The following is a 21,582-nucleotide window of genomic DNA, read 5'->3' as shown; positions in this document are numbered from 1 at the left end:
ATGTTGCGTCCAGACCGCGGCACCCTTCGCTCGGCCGGTTTCGTCCTGCTGCTTGCCTGCGTGTTCGTCGTGACGAACAGCCAGGTCGTGTATGCGGCCACCAGCAGCGAGACCGGAGACCTGCTCGCCCCGTTGAACATCGCCTCCTCCGAGGGGGTGCCGATCGACGGATACGAGCTGAACGCGCAAGGCGGCTCCATCTTTGCCTTCAAGTCGCAGGCTCTGGCCTTTGCCCTGTCCGGACTGTTCACCCTGATCCGGATGCTGGTGGGGCTGGCCGGCTGGGCGATCGAGCTGGCGTTCCGGTTTCCCCTGCTGAAGATCCTCATTGCCCCCGCGCAGAAGGTCGCCGACGCGTACAACACCCTGGTGGTCGACACGCTCGGACTGAAGGGGCTGCTGCTGGCCTGGGCGTTCGTTTTCGCCGGATTCATGATCGTGCGCGGCCGTGTCGCTCGTGGTCTGGGCGAGATCTTCCTGACTCTGCTGATCGCGGCGTTCGCCGCGTCCGCGTTCGTACGCCCGGACTATCTGCTGGCCCAGGACGGGCCGCTGGGGCAGAGCCAGCAGGTGGCCGCCGAAGTCGCGCAGCAGTCGGTCAACTCCTACGACTGGGGCGGAAAGATCGCCAGCGCCGGGCCGTGCGACGGCATGGTGGGGCGCGAGGAGACCAAGTGCTGGGAGTTGGAGGGTGAGCGTCCTGTCTCCGCGAAGGAAGTGGCCCGCTCGCTCCAGGACTCGATCACCAACGCCCTGGTCGTCAAGCCGTACATGCTGCTGCAGTACGGGCGCATCCTCGACCCGGCCAAGGCCTCCGACCGCAAGGCCTACGCGGTCCACCTGAAGTGGGTCACCGGCGGCTACAAGGCCGGTGCCAATAGGAAGGAACCGAGCCAGGACAGGAAGGACGCCTGCCGAAAGATCAAGGGCCCGGCGAAGAAGTACTGCGAACAGGGCGGCGTCTACACCGACCTGCCTAAGAACGGTGGCGACAGCAGCCTGCTGGAATTCACGCCGGGCGGTGAACTCCTGGACGCTTCCAAGGCGATCGTCACCGACGAGGACCGCGAGTTCTCCGCCTTCCTGAGCGACATGAAGAAGGCCGGGGATGTCGGCAAGTCCTGTGCCTCCTACGCCGAGAAGCCGACCTGGTGGAGGGTCGGCGGCGCCGTGCTGCTGCTCATCGCCGCCCTGTTCATCTGCGGCATGCTGCTTTCCAGCGCCATCGTGCTGCTCGGCACTCAGGGTGTCTGCGCCGCGGCTGCGGCCTGCGGAGGGGTCACGTTCGTCGTCGGAATGCTGCCCGGCCCGGCACGGCAGTCGGTGTGGAAGTGGCTTTCCTTGTGGGGGATCTCGATCCTGACGATGGTCGGGATCTGCGCGTTCGTGCCGTTCTTCGGTATCGCCGTGGACGCCACCATCACCAACGGCCCCGACCTGATGGTGGAGCGGATCCTGCTGATCGATGTCCTGGCTATCGCAGGCGCGGCCGGACACCGCAGGCTGCTGACCGGGACCGCCTCCTTCGGGAGGCGCATGGCCATGCGCATGCGCTACGCCAAGGTCGGCGGAACCCACATGCCGGGCGACACCTCCGAGCTGGGTGCCGCGCTCGCCATGAATTCCCCCGCCGCGCTCGGATACGGCGGTGGTGGGCTGCGCGCCTTCACCGGTGGAGGTGGTGGCCGGTTCGGGATGCTCGGTACCCGCCACCGGCTGATGGGTGCACTGACCTCTCTGGTCGACGGAGCGGGCATGCCGGTGAACACCGGCGGGCTGTTCGCCGACGCCATGGCCGAGGCCGGCCGCGGTCTGGCCCCGCTCACCGCAGCCGCCGCCGTGGGCGGGCTGGGCGTGCGGCTCGGCGCGAAAGGCGGTCACTGGCTACTGATCGGCCGTCGGCCGGACCAGGAGCAACTGGCCAAGTGGCAGAAGGCCACAGCCGGCGGCGACCTCGACCCAGGCGGACCGGGCGGCGGCGGAATCGGCGGACCGGGCGGCGGGCCGCGTCGTCCTGGCGGCCCGCCGGACCGCTACCGCGACGACCAGGGGCAGATCGTCGATCGCAACACCGGCCAGGTGCTGCACGACCAGGACAACGACCGCACTCTGCTGTCGACGCGCGCCCACAACCATCTGGCCCGCTTCCGCGGATACCGCGCCCTGCACCTGGGCGGCCGGACCGCGTACGGAGCGACGGTCGGCCTGCCGGCCAACGCCCGTCGCGCACGGGCGAGCGGCTCCCGCTACTCGCAGGACGCCCGCCAGCAGGTGCGGGTGTGGGGAAACACCCTCCGCGAGGACGGCCGGGCCTGGACAGACGCGGGACGGCACGCCTCCCGGACGCTGCGGGAGAACACCGGCGACCGCAGCGGAGCCAGCCCGTTCGCCAGCCGTCGCCTCCCGGCCGCGACAACACCGGCCCCCGCACGGCGCCCAGGCACCGTGCAGCAGCCGACGAGTGCTGGCAGCGCCGCGGGCCGCCCGAGGCCGGCCCCCGCCCGGCCCAGCGCGCCTGCGTCTCCGGCCGGAGGCAGCACCACACAGGCAGGCACGCCGGTTTCCCCGAACCGGCTCGCAGGCGGTAACACTCCGCGTCCGAGTACGGCGCCGAACCGGACGAGGCCAGTGCTTCCTGGTGGCGGGAGCGCGGGCGGCACCGCGCGCGACGAGGCGCGCGCCCGGATGCAGGAGCTGATGCGGCGTACCGCGCCCGAGGCTGAGCGGCTGCGCCGTGAGCGGGACCAGCAGCGGCCCGAGGACGGTGGGGCCGGGTGAAGCGGTCCCGGCGCCGTCTGGGGCGGTGGGGGTGCGTGACGGTGCTGCTGCTGTTCACCGGCGTGTGCTGCGCGGCTCCCGTCTCCAACGCGATCAGCATGTTCGTTGCGCTGAAGACCGGGGTGCAGGACAACGGTGGGATCGCCGACGCAGGCACCGCGGCAGACATCCCTTCCCGGATGCTGGCCGCATATAAGAAGGCCGTCCAAAAGGTCGGGAAGCATGTGCCCACGTGCCGGGGCATGCGCTGGCCGGTCCTCGCCGGGATCGCCAAGGTCGAGTCCAACCACGCTATCGGCAGGAACCTCGCCGACAACGGCGATATCCGCCCCAGGATCTACGGGGTGCTCCTCAACGGCTCCGGGGCCGGCGGCAACACCACTGCCTTCGCCGACACCGACGGCGGCAAGTGGGACGGCACCGCGACCGGGGAACGGGCCGTCGGCCCCTTCCAGTTCCTCCCCTCCACCTGGGAAGGCGTCGGCGAGGACGCCAGCGGCGACAAGGAGGCCGACCCGCACAACGCCGACGACGCCGCGCTCGGTGCCGCCGTCTACCTGTGCGGCAACGGGCGCGACCTGACCAAGCGGGCCCAACTCAAGGCTGCGATCCTCCAGTACAACCACTCCAATGAGTACGTGGCCAACGTGGTGGGCTGGATCGACCAGTACACGGCGGCCGCGAAGGACCCGGACCTGAAGAACGTGTCCGGGAAGGTCCGCACCGTGATCGAGGCGGCCCTGGCCCAGAAGGGCGTGCCCTACTCGTGGGGCGGGGGCAACGCGAACGGCAAGTCGTACGGCATCTGCTGCTCCCCCAGCGGGAAGAGCGGCGCGGACATCAAGGGCTTTGACTGCTCGGGCCTGGCCGTGTACGCGTACGCCAAGGTTGGTGTCCGGCTGCCGCGTACGGCGGCCGCCCAGGCAGGAATCGGGCGGCGGATTCCCGCCGGCCTCGGTAAGAGCGTTCTGAAACCCGGTGACCTCGTCTTCTACGCCTACGCTCCGGGCCTCGACTCCACGATCTACCACGTCGGGATCTACGTCGGAGGTGGCCAGATGGTCAACGCCGCCCGTCCGGGCACGCGCGTGCGCCTGGACGCGGTCGACGCGATGTCCGGATATGCGGGGGGAGCCCGGCTGCTATGAGCACCCACTTGCCGCGCTCGCCGCGTTTCCTGCTGGCCGTCACGGCGGTCCTGTCCGCCGCAGGTGTCGTCCTGCTGGTCCTGCCGCACGGTGAGTCTGCGCACACGGCTGCCCCGACACCACGGCTGGCGGCGACCGCCTCCGCCGTGCTGCCGGCTCCCCCGGCCCACGTCCCGGAAGCGGCGCAGACGAACGCCGGGGAGGCCAGTGCGCTGACGCAGTCGGCCGCGGCGTCGGAGCTGCCGCCGCACGGCGAAGGCCCGGCGGGCGATGCCGCCGTCCAGGAGGCGCTGGACGTCTCCTGGCCCCGTGACCTTCCTGCCGGTGACGAGCGGCAGTTGCTCGCCGCCGGGCGGGATCTTCTGCGCGCGGACGCCACCGGGATCGGTCGGGCGAAGTGGCCCGGCGTCTTTCCCGGCGCCGGCCGGGGTGTCGCCCCGGCGTTCGGTACGGGCCAATTCCGTGTCCAGGCGGCGATCGCCCGTCGTGATGGCGTTGGCGGCCGGGCGGTGGTGCACCTGGTGTGGGCCGGTGCCGACCGCGGCGGCACCTTCACCGACGGCCGTATCACCGACTGGTACTTCATCCGCACTGCTTCGAGGAAGGGAGCGTCCACGTGGACTCCACAGCCCCGTATCTGACCGGTCAATCCGTTTCGCTGTCAGCCGGCTCGTTCTCCGGACTGGTCACCGCAGCCGCCCGCGCCGCCGGGTGGGTGCTCACGTACCGGTACGTACTCGCGGCAGCCGCCGTCATCGTGTGGGCCGTGGGTGAGGTAGTGGTGCGCCGTCTGGCGAAAAAGGCCTCGGCCGAGCGGATGGCGCTGGAGCTGGAGCCCTCGCGGCACTTCGACCCCGGTCTGGAGGAGATCTTCCGTCGGGGCGTACAGCTGGCCCGGGCCTCCACGAGCATGCCGTGGTGGGCTCCGCGCCGTACGAAGTCCGTACAGATCCGGCTGCGTGCGGACGGCTCCAGTCCGCTGCGCTACCGCATCGAAGGCCCAGCCGGCGGCGAACGCCTGCTGTCGATCACTCCCTTCGGCCCGCATGTCACCGTGAACCGGGCGCGGCCGATCGTCGACCGGCCCCGTGAGCACGTGGTGCGGGCGGAGTTCATCCTGCGCGGCAGGCCCACGGCCCCGCTGCGTGATGTCCCGCTGGATCCCGACCCGCTGCAGCCCCTCATAGACGCCGTCTCCGACCTCCGTGCCGAACTGGGTGACCTGGCCGAGATCCGGCTCGACATACAGAGGGCTCCCAAGTGGGCGTTGCGGGCGCGCCGTCTGCAGCTGATGGCGGATGCCCGCCGGTCGGAGAGGCGCGAGGCCCAGCGGGCCGCCCGCTGGATGCGGCAGGACGCCATGGGCGTCGAGGACTCGCTCGCTCTGCATCTGCAGCAGCTGGTCAGTGGCCAGAAGGGCGGGGGCGGGCGCCGTCTGGTCATGCCCCCTGTTCCCCGCCGGGTGGATCCGGCGGTGGCGCTGGGAAAGCTCGCCGAGGACGACCACCTCGTCCGTGTGCAGCTGCTCGTGACAACTGCGTCGAATACCGAGGGCCGTGCGCACGCCCGGCTCGCCCAGATCCAGGCCGCGCTCGATGTGTTCGGCGGCGTCTCGCGGTGGGCGATGCGCGGATGGAGTGTGGGCCCGTGGCGGTTCGGGGCCGACCGGTGGCCCAGCCGCCGGGGGTTCGAGCGGCGCTGGCAGCTGGGGCACTGCCAGCCGCCCCGCGCGAACTGGGTGCGTCTGGACGAGTTGACCGGCCTGCTCAAACCGCCCACGGTGCACTGCCGCCTGCCGCTGCTCGCCGGAGACCTGCCGACCTTCGAGTTCGGGAATCCCGAGCTGCTGCTGCAGGGCATCTACCGGGGTCCGGACGGGCGTCGGCGGCTGGTTGCCACCTATGCGAAGGAGACCTTGTTCGAAGTCGGCGTGGGCAAGGCCGGCGGGGGCAAGACCGAACGTGCTCTGGCCCAGGCGATCGGATGGGCGCACGCCGGAGGCGGGCTGATGTTCGTCGACCCGCACCGCGACTCCTGGCCCCGTGCCCTGCCGTTCCTGGCCCACGACCACCTCATGCAGCGGATTGCGCTGATCGATCTCAACGCGAGCGGGACTTCCCCGCAGGTGAGTTCGTGGAACCCGCTCGGTATGCACCAGGGCCAGGCGGCACACGAGGTCGTCGAGGCCGTGACCGACGCGTACGCGGCCGTGCTCGGCTGGGACGACGCCGGCGCTCCTCGCGCACTCACCATCTTCACCGCCGCCCTGGCGGTGCTGGTGGCAGTCAACGAGGCCGCCTGCCGGGCCGGGCGGCCCGAGGACCAGGCCACGATCTTCCACGTGCGGGCCCTGCTCACCGACATGGACTTCCGCACGGCCGCGCTGGCCGCGGTGGAAGGGCGCCTTGATGAGGAGACCCACTCGTGGTGGCGGTCGGTGTTCCCGACGCTGCCCGCCGACGCCTTCGCGGTCGTCCTCAACCCGATCGCCCGGCTGGCCGCCAACCCCGTCACCCGTGCCTTCCTCGGGCAGCCCGCCGGCGTCTACAACATCCGCGCCGCGATGGACTCCCGGATGATCGTGTGGGTCTGCCCGGGCGGGAACGGGCCAACCGACCGGCTGATCACTGCGCTGCTCGCCCGGGACCTGCTGCGCGCCGTGCGCTCCCGCCGCGACACCCCGGAAGACCAACGGGTCCCGTTCCGCCCGTACTTCGACGAGCTGATCACCTTGACCGGCGCGGCCCCGGAGACGATCGCCGCGATGTTCGAGGACTTCCGCAAGTACAAGGTCCACGTCCACGGCATGACCCAGCTGCTGGCCCGCCTGCCCATCGCGGTGCGGCTGTCGCTGGTCCAGAACGCCTCCACCCTGGCGTCCACCGCGGGCTCGCAGTCCGCCGTCGCACCGATCACCGCGGAGTGGGGGGACCGGCCCGGCCCAGATGTCGTCGCCTCCCTGGACCGGTTCGAGCACTACATGTCGCTGACGGTCCAGGGCCGTCGCATCGGTCCCGTCCGGATCACCGGCCCGCACCTCGACGAGGTGTTCGCCGACTTCGCCCGCCCCGGCAAGGCGGCGGCACTTGAACGGTCCGCACAGGCCATGTCCGGCGCGGCGCCACTGGACCGGCTCACGGCCCGGGCCGCCGAACAGTTCAACCGTGTGACCGGCTTCCTCGCCCAGCACGTACCTGCCACCACGTCGGCCGTACGGCTGCAGAAGAAGGGATACCAGTGACCAACGAGAGCCTGTCGTACGGACATGTTCCGAGTCCGGTCGAGCCTCTGCCGCATCAGCTCCTGGCCGCGCTCGGTCAGCACCGGATGGCGACCACCGGCCAGCTCCATGGGCTGCTGCGGCCGGACGCGGCACGGCAGACCGTTTCCACCCCGTTGAACCGGCTGCGTCATGAGGGCCTGGTGGACTTCACGGTGCTGCCTCGGTCGAACCGGGCGCGCGCCTGGTTCTTGACGGGTGAGGGGGCCCGGCTGGTCCGGGACTTCCCCGCGTTGCGCGGTCGTCCGCCGTATTCGATCACTTCGGCGACGGCGGCGTCGTTGAAGACTCCGCACACCCTCACAGTGGTCCGCACCCACTTGACCTTCGTCGCTGACGCCCGCAAGCGCGGGGACGAACACGGCCACCTGGACTGGACGCCCGAGGTCTCCCACCCGCTCAGCGACGGCGAGAAGATCATCGCGGATGCGGTCATGCATTACACCCTCATCGGTGTGGATCAGCGGGCCAAGCTGCGGGCGTTCGTCGAGGTCGACCGGGCCACCATGGTCAGTGAGCGGCTCGCGTCGAAGCTGATCGAGTACGCGCGGCTGTGGTCGTACGATCCGCAGCCCGTCGGTCGGCAGCGCTCGCGGCAGCCGGTAGTAGCTGGGGCCGTCTGGCTGCGCTGGTATCCCGTGTTTCCCCGGGTGCTGTTCGTGCTGACCGGGGCCTCTCGGTACGTCCTGAATAACCGGATCACCGACCTGCAGGCCATGGTTGCGCAGCACCCGCTCGTCGGCACGCTGGCCCGGCAGGTGCCCCTGGGCGTGGCGGTCCTGGATGACCTCGAGCTTCAGGGTCCTGCCGGCGACGTGTGGGTGCCTCTGGTCGGTGGTGAGCCACGGCCATGGACCGAGCTGTGACTCGGCGGCCTGGTGCCGACCGAATGCCGCGACCCCGCAACTTCTCCGAATCCGACTTATCGTTTGCTTATGCGAATTAGTAATTTACTCACGCGCATCCGAGATCTACTGGCCAATCCTCCCCGCATGCTCTGAACTTGGGAGACCCAAATGACGCTAGCTTTATATGAAATTCGCACCCACGTAACAGTCCTCGACGACGGCGCTTGGCCCGTCCGGACGCAGGCCGTCTCGTACGTCGGGGACGCCTGCGTGGTTCAAGGGAGCGGCGACTTCGACCTCGCCGACCTGAACGAGGTGCGCTGCCGCTTTCCGGGCCGGCACGTCACCCTCGACGGCGATGTGATCACGGTGTGGCCATTGCCCCCGCAGGACAGGTAAGGGGACTACACCACCTCTGCCCTGGCACTCTTCACCGCCTTACCGAAAGGAAGCCGTCCTATGAGAGGAAGGCGCCTAACGCCGCGAGGGCGCAGCGCGGAAGCGACGTTCGAGATGCAGGCAGGCGCACCCTTCACGAAGGACGGTGCGCGACTGATCAGCTCGGCAAGATCTCGCATCACTTCCGTCGCCCGGGAAGAAATGCGGCCTCAGCCAGGCCAAAAGTCCGAGCCTGCGGCTTCACCGACAGTCTTGGCTTCTCCGCTCACGGCGGTCACTTCCGAGATGCACCGCTTCGACGTGAGGCGTCCGGTGGCGTCTATGTCGACCACCAAAGAAACCGACGGGTCGGAATCTCGTTCTCTCAGACAGGGGGCCACCAGATCGACTTCAGGCGCAGCCCGCCCCGGACTGGTTGCGAGCGGAACGAGCGAATACAAAGAGCCACAAACCGACATCCGGTTCCGAAAGCAACCGGATATACGTCTCAAGTTGCACGAGTGAACTTCCGTCTCAAGCCGGGAAGTTGGTTGGCATATACGTAATCTTGCGGCTACGCACGAGCGTCATCGCAGCCCGAACGGCCACGAGGCCGGATTTCCATGTTCCGGGAGTCCCGACGGAGGACTCTCGTGCCGCGTTATACGGGGAGACAACGTGACACACGCACCACGGCACACGACCAGGACCACCGCCGTTCGAATCCGCACGTATGCAAGTGCGCTGCTGACCGCATGCGGAATCGTGGCCTTCACCGCCTGCAGCAACAGCGACGACTCCGCGGATGACAGGCCGAGCCCTGCCCCCTCCAGCAGCAAGCCGGCCCCGGCAACATCGTCGGCGAGTGCGGATCCCCAGGCAGCCGAGAAGGCTGCGGTCCTCGACGTCTACAGCCGCTTCTGGGAGGAACAGGCTAAGGCGTACGCAAAGGGCGACACCAAGGGCACCGCGTTCAGCCAGTACGCGGCTGCGGTCGCCCTGTCGAGTACCGAGGACGACCTGAAGGACCTGCGTTCCAAGGGCATCGTAACGACCGGCGCGCCCGCCCATGAGACCACTGTCGACACGCTTGAGACGGACAAGAAGGTGCCGCACGCGCAGCTGACGGACTGCCTGGACAGCGCCAACTGGAAGTTCCAGTATCGCGATTCCGGCAAGCCCGTGCCGATGCCCAAGGACCGGCTCATTCGTTACGTGACGAGGATCGAAGCGGAGAAGTGGGGGAAGCAGTGGAAGATCATCGACGTCACTCCTCAGCAGAATCGCTGCTGAGACGCGCTCGACTCTCGGCGGCCGCTGCCGTCCTGCTGTCGTTGGCGCTCTCGCCTTCCGCCTTCGCTGAGCCGCCCACGAGCGGAAGCTGCAGCGGTGCGGGCAGGTGGGTGGTCTGCGAGGCAGACGATGATTCGTCTGCCTCAGGTTCCCGCCCCAAGCCCGCAGGTTCCGGCAGTGGTAAGTCCAGCAAGCGGGTCTGTACGGTGAAGAAGCTGGACACACAGCCCCCTGAGGGGAGCTCCTTCTGGGAGGGCAAGTCCCCCAAGGACGGAGCGGCGGTCTACCAACGCACGTGCAGGAACGGCCTGAACGGGACACCCGTCTACACAACGTTTGTTGCTACGGGCAACGTCCCTGCCGTCGACCCGGAGGTCGTGGCGCGGCAGGCAGTCAGCAAGATGAAGCTCTCCGGACCCGAGATCGCCAGCCCCCGCCCGGCCGGCAGCTATGTCGTCGGGGTGCCCACGTGGATGTGGGTGGAGAAGTCCCCCACCACGTACGGGCCGAACACCACGAGTGCCACAGCGAGCGGTGTCACCGTGACAGCAACAGCCGAAGTCACCCAGATCGTCTGGAACATGGGTGACGGTGCGCAGGTGACCTGCAACGGTCCAGGCACCCCATACGCGGCAACCTATGGCCGGCAGGAGTCCCCGACCTGCGGCCACACCTACACCCGCACATCGGCCTCCCAGGACGGGGGAAAGTTCGCCGTGACCGCGACGGCTACATGGCCGGTGAACTGGCAGGTAAACGGCGACGGCGAGGCAGGTCAGTTCACCGAGATCAGGCAGTCCCAGGAACAGGTGGCGATCGGCGAGCTGCAGGTCGTCCGTTAAGGGCGCTGGAAGGATTGAGTGTTGAGCAAGACCAAAGAACGTACGGCCGCGCCGGGCGGCGTGCCTCTGCAAGGCCCGGTGGCCGGCCCGGTGGCGCCGCCGAGGGTGTCCGCCCGCCGGCGGCGCCCAGGAATGATCGCCTTGTCTCTGGCTCTGGTCGTGGCCGGTGGTGCGGGCGTTGCGGTATTGCTGTTGCAGGTCGGCCACCGCACCCAGGTGGTGACGGTGGTCCGGGACGTCCAGGTCGGTCAGGTGCTCACGGAGCAGGACCTGGGGAAGGCGTCCGTCGCCCTGGACCCGGTGGTGAAGGCGGTGCGTGCCGATGACCTGGATTCGGTGGTCGGCAAGCGGGCGGCCGTGGGACTCAAGCCCGGTTCGATGCTGGCGCCGTCGCAGGTGACGAAGGCCTTCCTGGTGAAGGCCGGAGAGCAGCTGGTCCCGATCGGGCTCAAGGCGGAGCAGGTCCCGGCCACTGCCCTGGTGCCTGGGCAGAAGGTCCAGCTGGTGCATGTGCCTGCGCAGGGCGCGACAGATACGGGCAAGGCGCCAGAAAACGCGCCCCAGACCATTGCGGGGCGAGTAGTGAAGGCCTCGAAGTCCGCTCCCGGCACAGGGGTTGTGGTGGTTGACGTCGCCACGGCCGCCGACGACGGCCCCACGGCCGCCGCGTGGGTGTCGGCCAGCACGCTGCGTCTGGTCCTCGATGCCCCGGACGGCAGCTGATGGCGGTCATCGCGCTGGCCGGGTGCAGCGGAGCGCCCGGCGTGACCACCAGCGCATTGGCACTGCTGCTGTCGTGGCCGCTGGAGCCGGGACGGCGGATGATCCTGGCCGAGTGTGACCCCGACGGGAGTGCCGTGCTGCACGGTCTGCTGCAGGGCACGCTCGGGGACCGCTACGGGCTGCGGAACCTCTCGGTCGCGGCCCGCAAGGGCGAGTTCGGTGATGCGTTCTGGCGGCAGCTGATCGACCTGAGCAGTGAGGACGGCACACAGGAGTCGCCGCGCGAACGGCTGCTGCTGCCCGGGATCACTGATCCCGCGCAGGCGGCGAGCCTGGGCTCAGTATGGAATGGGCTGGCGTTGATGTTCCGCGGCATCGACGCGGACCACGGTCACGACGTCCTGGTAGACCTCGGTCGCCGCGGGGCTGTCGGCCCGTCCAGTGTGCTGGCCGCGCAGGCGGACGCGGTGCTCGTGGTGGTGCGCAACACCCTGCGCTGCCTGCAGGCCTCTCAGGGCCGAGTGAGCGCGTTGGAGGAACAGGTCGGCGACGTCGGGCTGATCGTGATCGATGAAGGCCCCTACCCTGCGGGCGAGGTGCAGCGGGTGCTGCAGGCGCCGGTGGTGGCGACGCTGCCGTACGCGCCGAGGGAGGCACGTGTGCTGTCCGACGGGGCCGACCATCCGCGCCACTTCGCCAAGTCGCGCCTGATGAAGGCGGCACGGACTACGAGCACGCTGCTGGTCCAGCGGGCAGCCATGCGCCGAGCCCGTCTGGGTCCGCGCAGCGCGCCCCCGAGTGACGCGGAGGTGACCCATGCGCGGTAGGCCTCTGCACGCCGACCCCACCGTGGCGCCGCCGCCCGGCCGCCCCTTCCAGGCTCGGCCTCAGCAGGCGAACGGCACAGCTTCAGGCACCCACGTTCTCGGCCCGGCAGCGCCTCACGTCACCGTTGACTATCAGAGGGCCCAGCACATCGCGGCCCAGGTCGCCAAGCAGCGCGAGGATCTGCTGAAGACCACTCCGGACATGGACCGGGCCAGCGAGGAACAACGTTGCCTGGACTGGATCACCGAAGCGGTCGCGGTGTGGTCGGACGCCACCGCGATGAGCCCGCAGGAGGACGAGGCCCTTCGGCGTGCCGTCTACGATCTGCTCTACCGGGCCGGGCGGCTTCAGCCGTACCTGGACGACGAACGGGTCGAGGACATCATCATCCAGGGCCCGGGCGAGGTGTGGCTCGACTACGGCGACGGTGAGCGCCGCATGGTCGGCCCGATCGCGGACTCGGAAGAGGAACTTCTGGAGCTGCTGCGCGAGCTGGCACGAGGCTCCGGGCACAGCGAGCGCACGATCTCGACGGCGAACCCCACCCTCGCCCTTTCGCTGCAGGACGGCTCGCGTCTTCAGGCGATCTCCGGGTTGGGGCCGATGACGTACGCGGTGATCCGTCGTCACCGGGTCTCCCATGCCGACCTCGACGATCTCGTCCGGCTGGGTACGGTCGATCCGGTCCTGCGGGAATTCCTCGGTGTGTGCGTCCGCGCTGAGAAGAACATCATGATCGCGGGGAAGCAGAAGGCAGGGAAGACGACCCTGCTGCGGGCGCTGCTCAAGGAGTTCGACCCGGAGTGCCGGTTCGCCACCATCCAGACCGAGGATGAGCTCTTCGCCCACAACAACGGCTATCACCGGCAGGTCGTCTCGCTGGTCGGCCGCGAGTCCAACGGCGAGAAGGACGCCTCAGGCCGCGGCGCCGGCGAGGTGTCGCTCCTGGACCTGATGCACCCCGCGCTGCGGATGTCGCTGGAGCGGATCGTGGTCGGTGAGGTCCGCGGGCCGGAAGTCGTCGCGATGATGCAGGCCCTGACGAACGGCTCCGGTGGCAACCTCTGCACCATCCACGCCCGCCGCCCCGACATCATCTTCGACCGGATCGCCGAGCTGTACGCGCTGTCCCAGGGCAACCTGTCCGAGCAGCTCGCCTACCGGCAGACCGCCAACGGCCTCGACTTCATCGTGTACGTCGACATGACCGACGAGACCCAGATCGGCGGCCGCCGCCATCGCTATGTGTCCCACGTCCTGGAGCTCACCGGTATCGGTGAATCCGGGCGGCCGGCCACCAACGAGATCTTTTCCCCGGGGTCCGAGTTCGGGGAGCTGCGGGCGGTGCCCCGGATGGATCCGGGCTGCATCGACGACCTGCGCCGCGTGGGTTTCGACTCCGGGCTGCTGCAGCAGCCCTACGGGGCCTGGCCCGCGCCGCTGCCGTTGAAGGTGGAGGCCAGCCGGTGATCCTGTTGTGGGCGTTGCTGTCCGGCATGGCCGTCACCGGCGGGCTGATCGGTGTCGTCGTCGGCCTGGTCGGCACGACGGCACCGCGCCGGGCCCCTTGGCGGCAGCGGTGGCAGGCCCTGCGCGCGGGCGACCACCAGGCGCAGGAGGTCCGGCTGCGCAGGCGCACCCTGGCCGTCGCTGCGGTCGTGGTCTTCGTGGCTGTATGGCTGGCCTCGGGCAACTTCGTCGGGGGCGCGCTGATCGGCGTGGCCGTCGTCGGTGTGCCGTGGCTGATCACTCCGGCGCAGATGGCGAAGGACCGGATCGGGCAGCTGGAGGCGCTGAGCGAGTGGGCCCAGCGGCTGGCCGGTCTGCTGCGGCTGGGCATGGGTCTGGAGCAGGCAATGATCACCAGCCGTCGGGGCGCACCGGACGAACTCGCGGTGCAGATCGTCGCCCTGTCCGACCGGCTGCGGCTGGGCTGGCGGCCGGAGGAGGCGCTGCGTGCCTTCGGTGACGAGCTGGACGACGTCACCTCGGACAAGGTGATCGCCGCGCTCATCCTGTCGGTCAACGACCGGGGCCCGGGCCTGGCCCAGGCGCTGGAGGATCTCGCCGGCACGGTGCGTGACGAGGTCGCCCGCAAGCGCAGTATCGAAGCCGACCGTGCCAAGCCCCGTACGACGGTGCGGTGGATGACCATCATCACCGTCGGCATCGTGGGCGCCGGGTTCTTCGTGCCGTCCTACACAAGGCCGTACTCCACGCTGCTCGGCCAGCTGGTGCTCGTCTTCCTGACGGCCGGATTCGTCGGGGTGCTCGCGCTGATGCGGCAGCTCGGGCAGTTCCGCCGCATCCCGCGTTTCCTGGTCACTGACCCGGCCAGCACGGTCCGTCTTCCCGCGCCGGTGACGGCCGCCCCGGACGTGCCGGTCGCAGGCCGTGAGCCGGAAGGAGTCAGCTCATGAACCTGTTTCCCGTTGTCCTGACCGGCGGCGCGGTCGGCGTCGGCGTCGCCCTGCTTGTGCGTGAACTCCTGAGCCCGCAGCCCGCCTTGGCCCCGGCCCTTGCGCGCAGTGCCCCGGCTGCCTTGACCATGCCTGAGCCGGAACTGGACCGCGAGGAGGTGTGGGGCCGGTGGCTGCTGGCCTGCCTTGAGCGCGTGCCCGGCGTCCGGATCCCGGCGAAGAATCTGGCCCTGCTCGGGCAGGGGCCGGGGCAGTTCATGCTGAAGAAGACCGCGCTCGCCGCGCTCGGCCTGCTCTGCCCGGTAATCGCCACGATTCCGTGGATCCTCGCCGGTATCTCCCTGCCGTTCTACGTACCGGCCGCTGTCGGGCTCGTGATTGCACTGCTGCTGTTCATCACGCCCGATCTCGCGGTGCGGGACCAGGCCAAGCGGGCGCGCGAGGAATTCGCGCACGCCCTGTCCGCCTACCTGGACCTGGTCGCGCTCAAGCGGGCCGCAGACGCCGGTCCGGCCGAGGCGCTGGAAAAGGCCGCCGAGGTCGGGCGCGGCTGGCCCTTCCTGTATCTGCAGGGGGCGCTGCGCCGGGCCCGGCTGGAGAAGATCCCGCCGTACCAGGCACTGAGCGAGCTTGCCGCTGAGTACGACCTTCCCGTGCTGGACGACGTCGCCGACATCATGCGGGGCTCGGCTACCGATGGCGCCGCTGTTTACAAGGCGCTGCGGGCCCGTACTGCTGCGCTCAATGCCGAGTTGCTGTCCGATCAGGCCACGGAGGCGAATGCCTCCAGCGAGAAGATGACTGCGCCTGGAGCTCTGCTCGCCGTCTTGGTGATGTTGCTGATGGCGTTTCCTGCGGTGATCCGCATGCTCACTGTCTGAGTCCTCATTCGCTCAAGTCTCTGGAGAGGTAAGCGCCATGAAGCACACCACCGCAGCCCGTACTCGCCGTGCGGTGATCCGTCTGACCACACGTGTGAGGGAGGGACTGGAAGAGGCGTCCCGTCGGCCGGACCGCGGCGACATCAGCACGACCACTGTCATCATCTGGGTCGCCGCCGTCACTGGAGCCGTGCTGATCGCCGGGACCATCGCCCTGGTGATCGCCAAGTACAACAGTCAGCTGGCCGGCCTGTGACGTCGCATCTGAAGGACTGGTGGCGGACACGACGATGGAGCGACGACCGGGGAGAGTCTGCCATCCAAATGGCCATCGTCTTCCCGTTCGTGCTCCTGGCTGCGATCGCGGTGATTCAGGGCTCCATGTGGTATTACGCCCGGCAGATCGCCCTTACCGCTGCCCGGGAAGGCGCCACTGCGGCCCGCTCCTACGAAGCGACTCCGGCCGACGGTGCTGCCCGGGCCCGGGATGTGCTGGGCCGTACGGCGGGTGACAGCCTGCTCGGCTACAGCGTTTCCGTTGGCAGCGACGGTCAGCGCGTGCGCGTTCAGGTGTCCGGCACCACCCAGTCGATGATCCCGGGTGTGTCCGGCCTGCGGATCACGCAGTCGGCGTCCGGCCCCGTGGAGAGATTCACGGTCCCAGGGGAGTGAACCACGTGCGAATCAGGGCCTGGTGGTCCCGCAGCATCCGGCGCGACGAAGGAAGCGCCGCAGTCGAGGCTGCCATCGTTCTCCCCCCGCTGATCATGTTCCTGTGCCTGGCTCTCGCGGGCGGCCGCATCGTCACCTCCGGCGCGAAGATCGACTCCGCCGCCGAGGACGCGGCACGGGAGGCATCCATCCACCGCACCGCGGCCTCCGCCCAGAGCGCCGCGCAAGCGGCGGCCGCCGAGTCACTGGACGACCAGGGCATCAAGTGCGCATCCACGAGCGTCAGCATCAGCACAGGCGGTCTCAGCGTGCCGGTGGGGCAGGTCGGAACGGTCACGGCGACCGTGACGTGCACGGTCAACCTGTCCGACCTGCTGCTGCCCGGTGTTCCGGGGGCCCGGACCCTCACGTCGACCGCCATGTCGGTGGTCGACCAGTACAGGCAGCGGGGGGACTGATGACCGTCTGCTGGATGAGCCGGTGCCGGGACCGGTTCGACGACCGAGGTGGCGTCACCGTGTTCGTCGCCGTCTGCGTCATCGCGCTGATCGGCATCATCGGTGTCGCGGTCGACGGAGGCGGCAAGATGCGCGCTACCGAGCGCGCCGACTACATCGCCGGTGAAGCTGCCCGGGCCGGCGGGCAGGCCATCGACCCTGCCCAGGCCGTGACCGGCAAGGGGATCGTCGTCGACCCCCAGGACGCGAGCACGGCCGCACAGGCCTACCTGAGCTCCGTCGGCGCCACCGGCACGGTCAGCGTCTCCGCGAACGGAAAGGCCCTCGCCGTCACCGTCACCGGCTCGTACGACACGAAGTTCCTACCCGTGGCCGGAATTGGCAGTCTCTCGGTGACCGGCCACGACAAGGCAACCCTCCTGCACGGCGTCACCGCTCCCGAAGGAAACTGATGCGCACCACCCACTCCCCCGCCGCCGCAGGTTCCGCCGCGGCCCGGGTCCTCAAGGCGCTGGGCAGCCTGCTGGTCCTGGCCGGCGCGGTCGGCGGGCTGCCGCTGCTGCTGGCCTGGGCCACACCGGTCATCTGGGCATCCAGCCACGACGACCTGGCACACCTGCTGGACCGGCAGGACACCGGGGCGGCGTTCTTGCTGCTGCTCGTCGCGGTGGGCTGGATCGGGTGGGCACAGTTCACGTTCTGCGCCGTACGGGAGCTGATCGCGCAACTGCGCGGCCGGACATGGCACGCGCCCCGAGGTCTGGGCGCCTCACAGCGAGCGGCGGCCGCGCTGATCGGCGGCATTCTGGTACTGCTGCCCACCAGTTCGGCTCTGGCCTCTCCGGCCCAGGCGGCACCGGCAGCCAGCGCGGCCCATGTGCCCGGGCAGGCCCAGGTTCAGCAAGCCACCGGGCAGGTTCAGGCGCCGGTGTCCGAGACAAGTTCTACACAGTCCCCTGCGCACACGATGCGGGAGGTGCGGCCGGGGGAAAGCCTGTGGAGCATCGCCGAGAAGGAGCTCGCTGACGGCGAGCGGTGGCGGGAGATCGCCACGCTGAACGAGGGCCGCGTCATGGCCGATGGTCAGGTCTTCAGGTCCAACAGCTTTCTGCAGCCCGGCTGGGAACTGCAGATGCCGGAGGTGTTCGAAGGCTCCGCGGCGGCCGCGCTCGCGGATGGAACCAGCACGCAGCTGGGCGAGCGGGAGCCGGCCAGGGCTGGGCACGACGAACACGTGGTCACCGTTGCAACGGGCGACAACCTGTCGGAGATCGCCAAGAAGGAACTCGGCGACGGCAACGAGTGGCCGAAGCTCTTCGCCGCGAGCCAGGGCAAGCCGCAGCCGGACAGCCTTCCCGAGATCACCGACCCGGACGTGATTTACGCCGGGCAGGAGGTCAGGGTGCCCGCCGCCCCGTCCGGCCGGCACGACCGGTCCTCGGACGGCAACGAGGCCGAGGGCCCGAAGGACCGACCGCACACTCCCCCGGCTCCCAAGGACTCGCACAACGGCCCGGAGAACGGCGACGCGTCGACTCCGTCACCGAGCGAGTCCGCGTCACCCGCACCAAAATCGCCAGCGCCCAGCGGGCCCGCCGGCCGCCCCGGCGATGCAGCCAGCAGCCCAGCTCAGCAGCCCAGCCAGAGCGGGGAGGGCGGGGCACCACCTGCGACATCCCGCCCCGACGCCGGTGCTCCCGTGTCGGCCGCACCATCGGAACCCGCCGCATCCCCCACTGCGGCCGCCTCGCAGGAACCGGCGCCGCAATCGGCGAACAGCCCGCTCCAGTTGCGCACCGTGCTGGGTGCGGGGGCCCTCCTGGCAGCCGCGATCACCGGAGCGCTCGCGGTGCGGCGGGTGCTGCAGCGCCGCCGTCGCAGGCCCGGCGAGAAGATCGTCATCGCTCCCGGGACCTCCCCCGCCGAGGCGAAGCTCGCGGCGGCGGCCGAGCCCGGCGGCGCCACCCGCCTGGACCGTGCGCTGCGTACCCTGGCCACCGCGGCTGAGCAGAACGGCGCAGAGGCGCCCCTGCTGCGGGCCGCACGGATCGGCGCCCGCTCGCTGGAGGTTCTGCCGGAGGACCTCTCTCAGAAGCCGCAAACGCCGTTTACTGCGGGACAGGCCGGGTGGTGGCGGTTGTCTGCCGACGCCGATCTCCTCGCCGAGGACACGGCACGGAGCGTGTCAGCGCCGTACCCCGGTCTGGTCACGGTGGGCAGCACCGAGTCCGGCGATCTCGTGCTCGCCAACCTCGCACGGCTGCCCGCCGTTCTGCTGGACGGCAATCCGGTACACATCACAGAGGTGTGCACGTCGCTGGCCCTGGAGCTGGGGATGAGCCCGTGGGCCCGCGACATCGAAGTGGTGACCATCGGGTTCGGAGAGGACCTGCCGCAGTTGCTGCCGACCTGCCGGATCGCGCACATGCGGCAGCCTGCACACGCATTGCGGGACCTGACCGAGCGGCTGCTGGAGGCCCATCAGATGCCCGAGACCGCACACCAGCCGTATCTGCTGCTGTGCGCGGCCGCCATGGACGCGGACACTTCCTGGCAGTTCGCCGACGCCATCGACAAGGCAGGCCGAGTGCCGGTCACCCTGATCGCCCCCGCCAGTTCCGTGGCGGCGCACTTCCCCGAAGCCGAGATCCTCAACGCCTCCATCAGCACACCGCAGCGGTTCGACTATCTCGGGGCCGAGATCACGGTGCAGCGTCTGGAGCATGCCGCCTACCAGCAGATCACCGCGGCACTCGCCCTGTCCGGTCAGCCCGCCGAGGAGGCCGAGGGGCCCTGGCAGGACGTTCCGGACGAACCCGATGCCGAGGAGCCGCCCGAGCCGGATCTGACCGCGGGCCCCGCGGCCCCAGACACCGGCGGGGAAAACGCTGCGCCGGCACCGGCCCCTGCCGAAGTGGGCGTGGATGACGGTGAGGTGTTCCCGGCCCTGCTGGCTGCTTCCGCCGATCCGTCTTCACTGAGGCTCCTGCCCCGTGCCCCGAGCTGTAGCCAGACTGACGGCGACAAACAGCAGGACGCAGTAACCGCAGAGGGGCCGGAGGCCGATCCGGCAGAAGCCGGAGCAGCACAGACGCCGCGCTCTCCGGCCCAGGAACCTGACCACACCGTTACCGGCGACGGTGAGTCCGGTCCGCACGACCTGAACGCGCCGGAGATCCGAGTGCTGGGACCAGTGGAAGTGGACCGAGTCGGTGGTACCGGCCACGGCCCGCGTACCGCTCAACTCGCCGCGCTGATGTTCTTCCGTCCCGGGCGAACCGCCGACGTGTTGTGCGCAGACATGGACCCACTCACCCCCTGGTCAGTGACCACCCTGAACGCCCGGCTGCAAGGACTGCGACGCGCCCTGGGCAACGACGCCGCCGGCAACGCCTACGTGCCACGCCGCCGCGGCGGTGACGATCCCTATCTCCTCGCCCCCGCCGTGCGCTGCGACTGGACCCGATTCCTCCAGCTCGCCGAGCGTGCCATCCCGCAGGCGGCGGCCGGCCTGCCGGACCTGGAGAAGGCGCTGTCGCTCGTGCGCGGCCGCCCCTTCGGAACCCGGCCGCAGCCATGGGCCGAGCCCTACCAGCAGGAGATGACCACGCGGATCACCGACGTCGCACACACCGTGGCGACCTACCGCACCCCGGCCGGCCAGCATCATGACCTCAGCACTGCCCGGCAGGCCATCATGACGGGGCTCGAGGTCGACGAGAGCGCCGAGCTGCTCTACAGGGACTGGATGCGGATCGAAGCGGCGGCCGGGAACCGGTCGGGCCTGCACATGGCCATCTCTCGTGTCCAGCAGGTCAACCGGGCGTTGGACTGCGACTTGGAGCTGGAGACCGAGCAACTGATCAGTGATCTGCTCAACGGCTCCGGTCCGGCACACCGCAAGGCGCTCTAGACAGGTGCGGGTTCGGCTACCGGCGGGCGGCGATGTCGCGTGCGGCATAGGCAAGAAGTTCGCTCACGGCGGCATCGTTCGATGCGGGAGGCCGCATTCGCCACGCCACCAGGGTCTCCCGGACAGTCCGCGTGACGGTGCGGGCGTGCTGCACCAGGCCGTCGTCCAGGGCTGCCACTCCCCCGCCTCCCGTACGGCCGGTCAGGACAACGGGGCCATGCAAGGGGTAGAGAGGCATACCGCGCCAGGCGCTCGCCAGAGCCCAAGCGGCGAGGTTCTGCCCGAGGCCGATCACCTGGCCCTCCCCATGCAGGTGCAGGAGTACGCGGGAGTGATACACCGCCTGGTCGACGGCACCGGTCGTTCCGACATGCTCACGGATCGCAAAGTGCGCATCGCGTTCGGATAAGACGACTTCGGTAAGCATGGTGTCAGGGTCGATACGCAGTACTCGCATGAGTCCTCCTGGTCGCCCGGGCCGGAATGCGCAGTGCACGGTGCGCACGCTCCCGCGGTGGTGCACAGGACCCCGCGCAGTAATCGCTGTAGCTGAAAATTAGGCACCTGATCAGGGGTTTTACTGACGCATCCAACTGTCGCGGCGTTGAAGGGCGGGAACGGGATGCGCAGCCAGGTCAGCAGCAGGTCCAGGGCGAGCAGGACACAGTCGGCGCTCTGACTGGCCCTCGAAGTGCGACCGGATCTTCAAGAAGTTCTCCCCGCCGACACATTGAACGTGGTCGATGGCGAAGGCGTTCCCGCTCGGCATGCTGACGGTGAGCGCGGCAGTTGTGGCGAGTGCCACGGCCACGGAACGCGCGGCCTTCTTGCTTTTCGAGATCACTGTTTACATTCGGTCATTGTGGCACTGAAGACCGCCGTTCCCGGTCAACGCTTAATCGTCACGCAGGGCATTTCGTCATGCCCCTGGTACTCCACACAGAGCCTGTGGCGGTGCGAGAACCGCTGAGAGATTTTCCAGGTGGTGATTTCGAACTTGTACCCCGAGACCTCTTTGGAGCTGGAGCTCTTCCAGCCCCGTACCTGCCGGATATAGGTATGGCCGCGCCAGAGACTGACTCGGGCCTGAGCCCCGGCCTCCCAGCCGTCCAAGGTGGCC

19 protein-coding genes and 1 pseudogene are annotated in these 21,582 nt (G+C 69.4%); 18 read left to right on the top strand and 2 right to left on the bottom strand.

Translation table 11 applies throughout. The features are described from left to right. The 18 genes from ACFVYE_RS37095 to ACFVYE_RS37010 all read left to right on the top strand — a co-directional run bounded on the left by ACFVYE_RS37095 (nucleotide 1) and on the right by ACFVYE_RS37010 (nucleotide 20,462). Nucleotides 1-2,778, top strand: a complete 2,778-nt coding sequence (locus ACFVYE_RS37095; RefSeq protein WP_389608394.1) for a hypothetical protein — start codon at nucleotides 1-3, stop codon at nucleotides 2,776-2,778. Nucleotides 2,779-2,813: 35 nt separating this feature from the next. Then, nucleotides 2,814-3,926 (top strand): NlpC/P60 family protein, encoded by a 1,113-nt coding sequence (locus ACFVYE_RS37090; RefSeq protein ID WP_389608393.1) that lies wholly within the window; start codon nucleotides 2,814-2,816, stop codon nucleotides 3,924-3,926. Continuing rightward, nucleotides 3,923-4,567 (top strand): hypothetical protein, encoded by a 645-nt coding sequence (locus ACFVYE_RS37085; RefSeq protein ID WP_389608392.1) that lies wholly within the window; start codon nucleotides 3,923-3,925, stop codon nucleotides 4,565-4,567. The genes ACFVYE_RS37090 and ACFVYE_RS37085 overlap by 4 nt, the downstream gene beginning before the upstream one ends. Then, complete coding sequence (locus ACFVYE_RS37080) at nucleotides 4,543-7,167, top strand: ATP/GTP-binding protein (RefSeq protein WP_389608391.1); 2,625 nt, start codon at nucleotides 4,543-4,545, stop codon at nucleotides 7,165-7,167. Before ACFVYE_RS37085 ends, ACFVYE_RS37080 begins: the two co-directional genes overlap by 25 nt. After that, nucleotides 7,164-8,072 (top strand): replication-relaxation family protein, encoded by a 909-nt coding sequence (locus tag ACFVYE_RS37075; protein ID WP_389608390.1) that lies wholly within the window; start codon nucleotides 7,164-7,166, stop codon nucleotides 8,070-8,072. The genes ACFVYE_RS37080 and ACFVYE_RS37075 overlap by 4 nt, the downstream gene beginning before the upstream one ends. A gap of 252 nt (nucleotides 8,073-8,324) precedes the next feature. After that, complete coding sequence (locus tag ACFVYE_RS37070) at nucleotides 8,325-8,453, top strand: hypothetical protein (protein ID WP_389608389.1); 129 nt, start codon at nucleotides 8,325-8,327, stop codon at nucleotides 8,451-8,453. A gap of 657 nt (nucleotides 8,454-9,110) precedes the next feature. Further along, nucleotides 9,111-9,725, top strand: coding sequence for a hypothetical protein (locus tag ACFVYE_RS37065; RefSeq protein ID WP_389608388.1), 615 nt, complete (start codon nucleotides 9,111-9,113; stop codon nucleotides 9,723-9,725). Between the two features lie 206 nt (nucleotides 9,726-9,931). After that, entirely contained in the window at nucleotides 9,932-10,567 is a 636-nt protein-coding gene (locus ACFVYE_RS37060; protein ID WP_389608387.1) for an ATP/GTP-binding protein, read from the top strand. 21 nt (nucleotides 10,568-10,588) lie between these two features. Next, a complete protein-coding gene (locus tag ACFVYE_RS37055) occupies nucleotides 10,589-11,290 on the top strand; it encodes an SAF domain-containing protein (RefSeq protein ID WP_389608386.1) in 702 nt (233 codons plus the stop codon). After that, nucleotides 11,290-12,117, top strand: coding sequence for a hypothetical protein (locus ACFVYE_RS37050; protein WP_389608385.1), 828 nt, complete (start codon nucleotides 11,290-11,292; stop codon nucleotides 12,115-12,117). The genes ACFVYE_RS37055 and ACFVYE_RS37050 overlap by 1 nt, the downstream gene beginning before the upstream one ends. After that, on the top strand, nucleotides 12,107-13,588 hold the full coding sequence (locus ACFVYE_RS37045) for a CpaF family protein (protein ID WP_389608384.1): 1,482 nt from the start codon (nucleotides 12,107-12,109) through the stop codon (nucleotides 13,586-13,588). The genes ACFVYE_RS37050 and ACFVYE_RS37045 overlap by 11 nt, the downstream gene beginning before the upstream one ends. Next, nucleotides 13,585-14,538 (top strand): type II secretion system F family protein, encoded by a 954-nt coding sequence (locus ACFVYE_RS37040; protein WP_389608383.1) that lies wholly within the window; start codon nucleotides 13,585-13,587, stop codon nucleotides 14,536-14,538. Before ACFVYE_RS37045 ends, ACFVYE_RS37040 begins: the two co-directional genes overlap by 4 nt. Then, on the top strand, nucleotides 14,535-15,419 hold the full coding sequence (locus ACFVYE_RS37035; protein WP_389608382.1) for a type II secretion system F family protein: 885 nt from the start codon (nucleotides 14,535-14,537) through the stop codon (nucleotides 15,417-15,419). Before ACFVYE_RS37040 ends, ACFVYE_RS37035 begins: the two co-directional genes overlap by 4 nt. A 37-nt stretch (nucleotides 15,420-15,456) precedes the next feature. Next, nucleotides 15,457-15,675: a hypothetical protein gene (locus ACFVYE_RS37030; protein WP_389608381.1), complete on the top strand. Its 219-nt coding sequence runs from the start codon at nucleotides 15,457-15,459 to the stop codon at nucleotides 15,673-15,675. Nucleotides 15,676-15,683: 8 nt separating this feature from the next. Then, entirely contained in the window at nucleotides 15,684-16,091 is a 408-nt protein-coding gene (locus tag ACFVYE_RS37025; RefSeq protein ID WP_389608414.1) for a TadE/TadG family type IV pilus assembly protein, read from the top strand. A 5-nt stretch (nucleotides 16,092-16,096) separates the two neighbouring features. Then, nucleotides 16,097-16,549, top strand: a complete 453-nt coding sequence (locus ACFVYE_RS37020; protein WP_389608380.1) for a TadE/TadG family type IV pilus assembly protein — start codon at nucleotides 16,097-16,099, stop codon at nucleotides 16,547-16,549. A gap of 14 nt (nucleotides 16,550-16,563) precedes the next feature. Then, nucleotides 16,564-17,001, top strand: coding sequence for a TadE/TadG family type IV pilus assembly protein (locus tag ACFVYE_RS37015; protein ID WP_389608379.1), 438 nt, complete (start codon nucleotides 16,564-16,566; stop codon nucleotides 16,999-17,001). Further along, nucleotides 17,001-20,462, top strand: a complete 3,462-nt coding sequence (locus ACFVYE_RS37010) for a LysM peptidoglycan-binding domain-containing protein (RefSeq protein ID WP_389608378.1) — start codon at nucleotides 17,001-17,003, stop codon at nucleotides 20,460-20,462. The genes ACFVYE_RS37015 and ACFVYE_RS37010 overlap by 1 nt, the downstream gene beginning before the upstream one ends. A gap of 16 nt (nucleotides 20,463-20,478) precedes the next feature. On the opposite strand, the gene ACFVYE_RS37005 is transcribed toward ACFVYE_RS37010, so the two are convergent. Together ACFVYE_RS37005 and ACFVYE_RS37000 are read right to left on the bottom strand one after the other, a co-directional pair. Continuing rightward, the gene (locus ACFVYE_RS37005; RefSeq protein WP_389608415.1) at nucleotides 20,479-20,919 is read right to left on the bottom strand and encodes a hypothetical protein; all 441 of its coding nucleotides are present in this window, start codon (nucleotides 20,917-20,919) and stop codon (nucleotides 20,479-20,481) included. Between the two features lie 206 nt (nucleotides 20,920-21,125). After that, nucleotides 21,126-21,306 (bottom strand): annotated as a pseudogene (locus ACFVYE_RS37000) (oxidoreductase); the annotation flags it as partial. Nucleotides 21,307-21,582: the final 276 nt, after the last annotated feature.

Source organism: Streptomyces sp. NPDC058239, assembly GCF_042882185.1.
GTDB lineage: Bacteria > Actinomycetota > Actinomycetes > Streptomycetales > Streptomycetaceae > Streptomyces.
Note: the sequence above shows the minus strand (reverse complement) of the source record. Positions and strands in the feature narration are given on the sequence as shown.

Bases quoted from the DNA above. Each gene is read 5' to 3' on its own strand.
- ACFVYE_RS37095 (WP_389608394.1), top strand. From the start codon at position 1: ATGTTGCGTCCAGACCGCGGCACCCTTCGCTCGGCCGGTTTCGTCCTG.
- ACFVYE_RS37085 (WP_389608392.1), top strand. From the start codon at position 3,923: ATGAGCACCCACTTGCCGCGCTCGCCGCGTTTCCTGCTGGCCGTCACG.
- ACFVYE_RS37050 (WP_389608385.1), top strand. From the start codon at position 11,290: ATGGCGGTCATCGCGCTGGCCGGGTGCAGCGGAGCGCCCGGCGTGACC.
- ACFVYE_RS37045 (WP_389608384.1), top strand. From the start codon at position 12,107: ATGCGCGGTAGGCCTCTGCACGCCGACCCCACCGTGGCGCCGCCGCCC.
- ACFVYE_RS37035 (WP_389608382.1), top strand. From the start codon at position 14,535: ATGAACCTGTTTCCCGTTGTCCTGACCGGCGGCGCGGTCGGCGTCGGC.
- ACFVYE_RS37030 (WP_389608381.1), top strand. From the start codon at position 15,457: ATGAAGCACACCACCGCAGCCCGTACTCGCCGTGCGGTGATCCGTCTG.
- ACFVYE_RS37015 (WP_389608379.1), top strand. From the start codon at position 16,564: ATGAGCCGGTGCCGGGACCGGTTCGACGACCGAGGTGGCGTCACCGTG.
- ACFVYE_RS37010 (WP_389608378.1), top strand. From the start codon at position 17,001: ATGCGCACCACCCACTCCCCCGCCGCCGCAGGTTCCGCCGCGGCCCGG.
- ACFVYE_RS37005 (WP_389608415.1), bottom strand. From the start codon at position 20,919: ATGCGAGTACTGCGTATCGACCCTGACACCATGCTTACCGAAGTCGTC.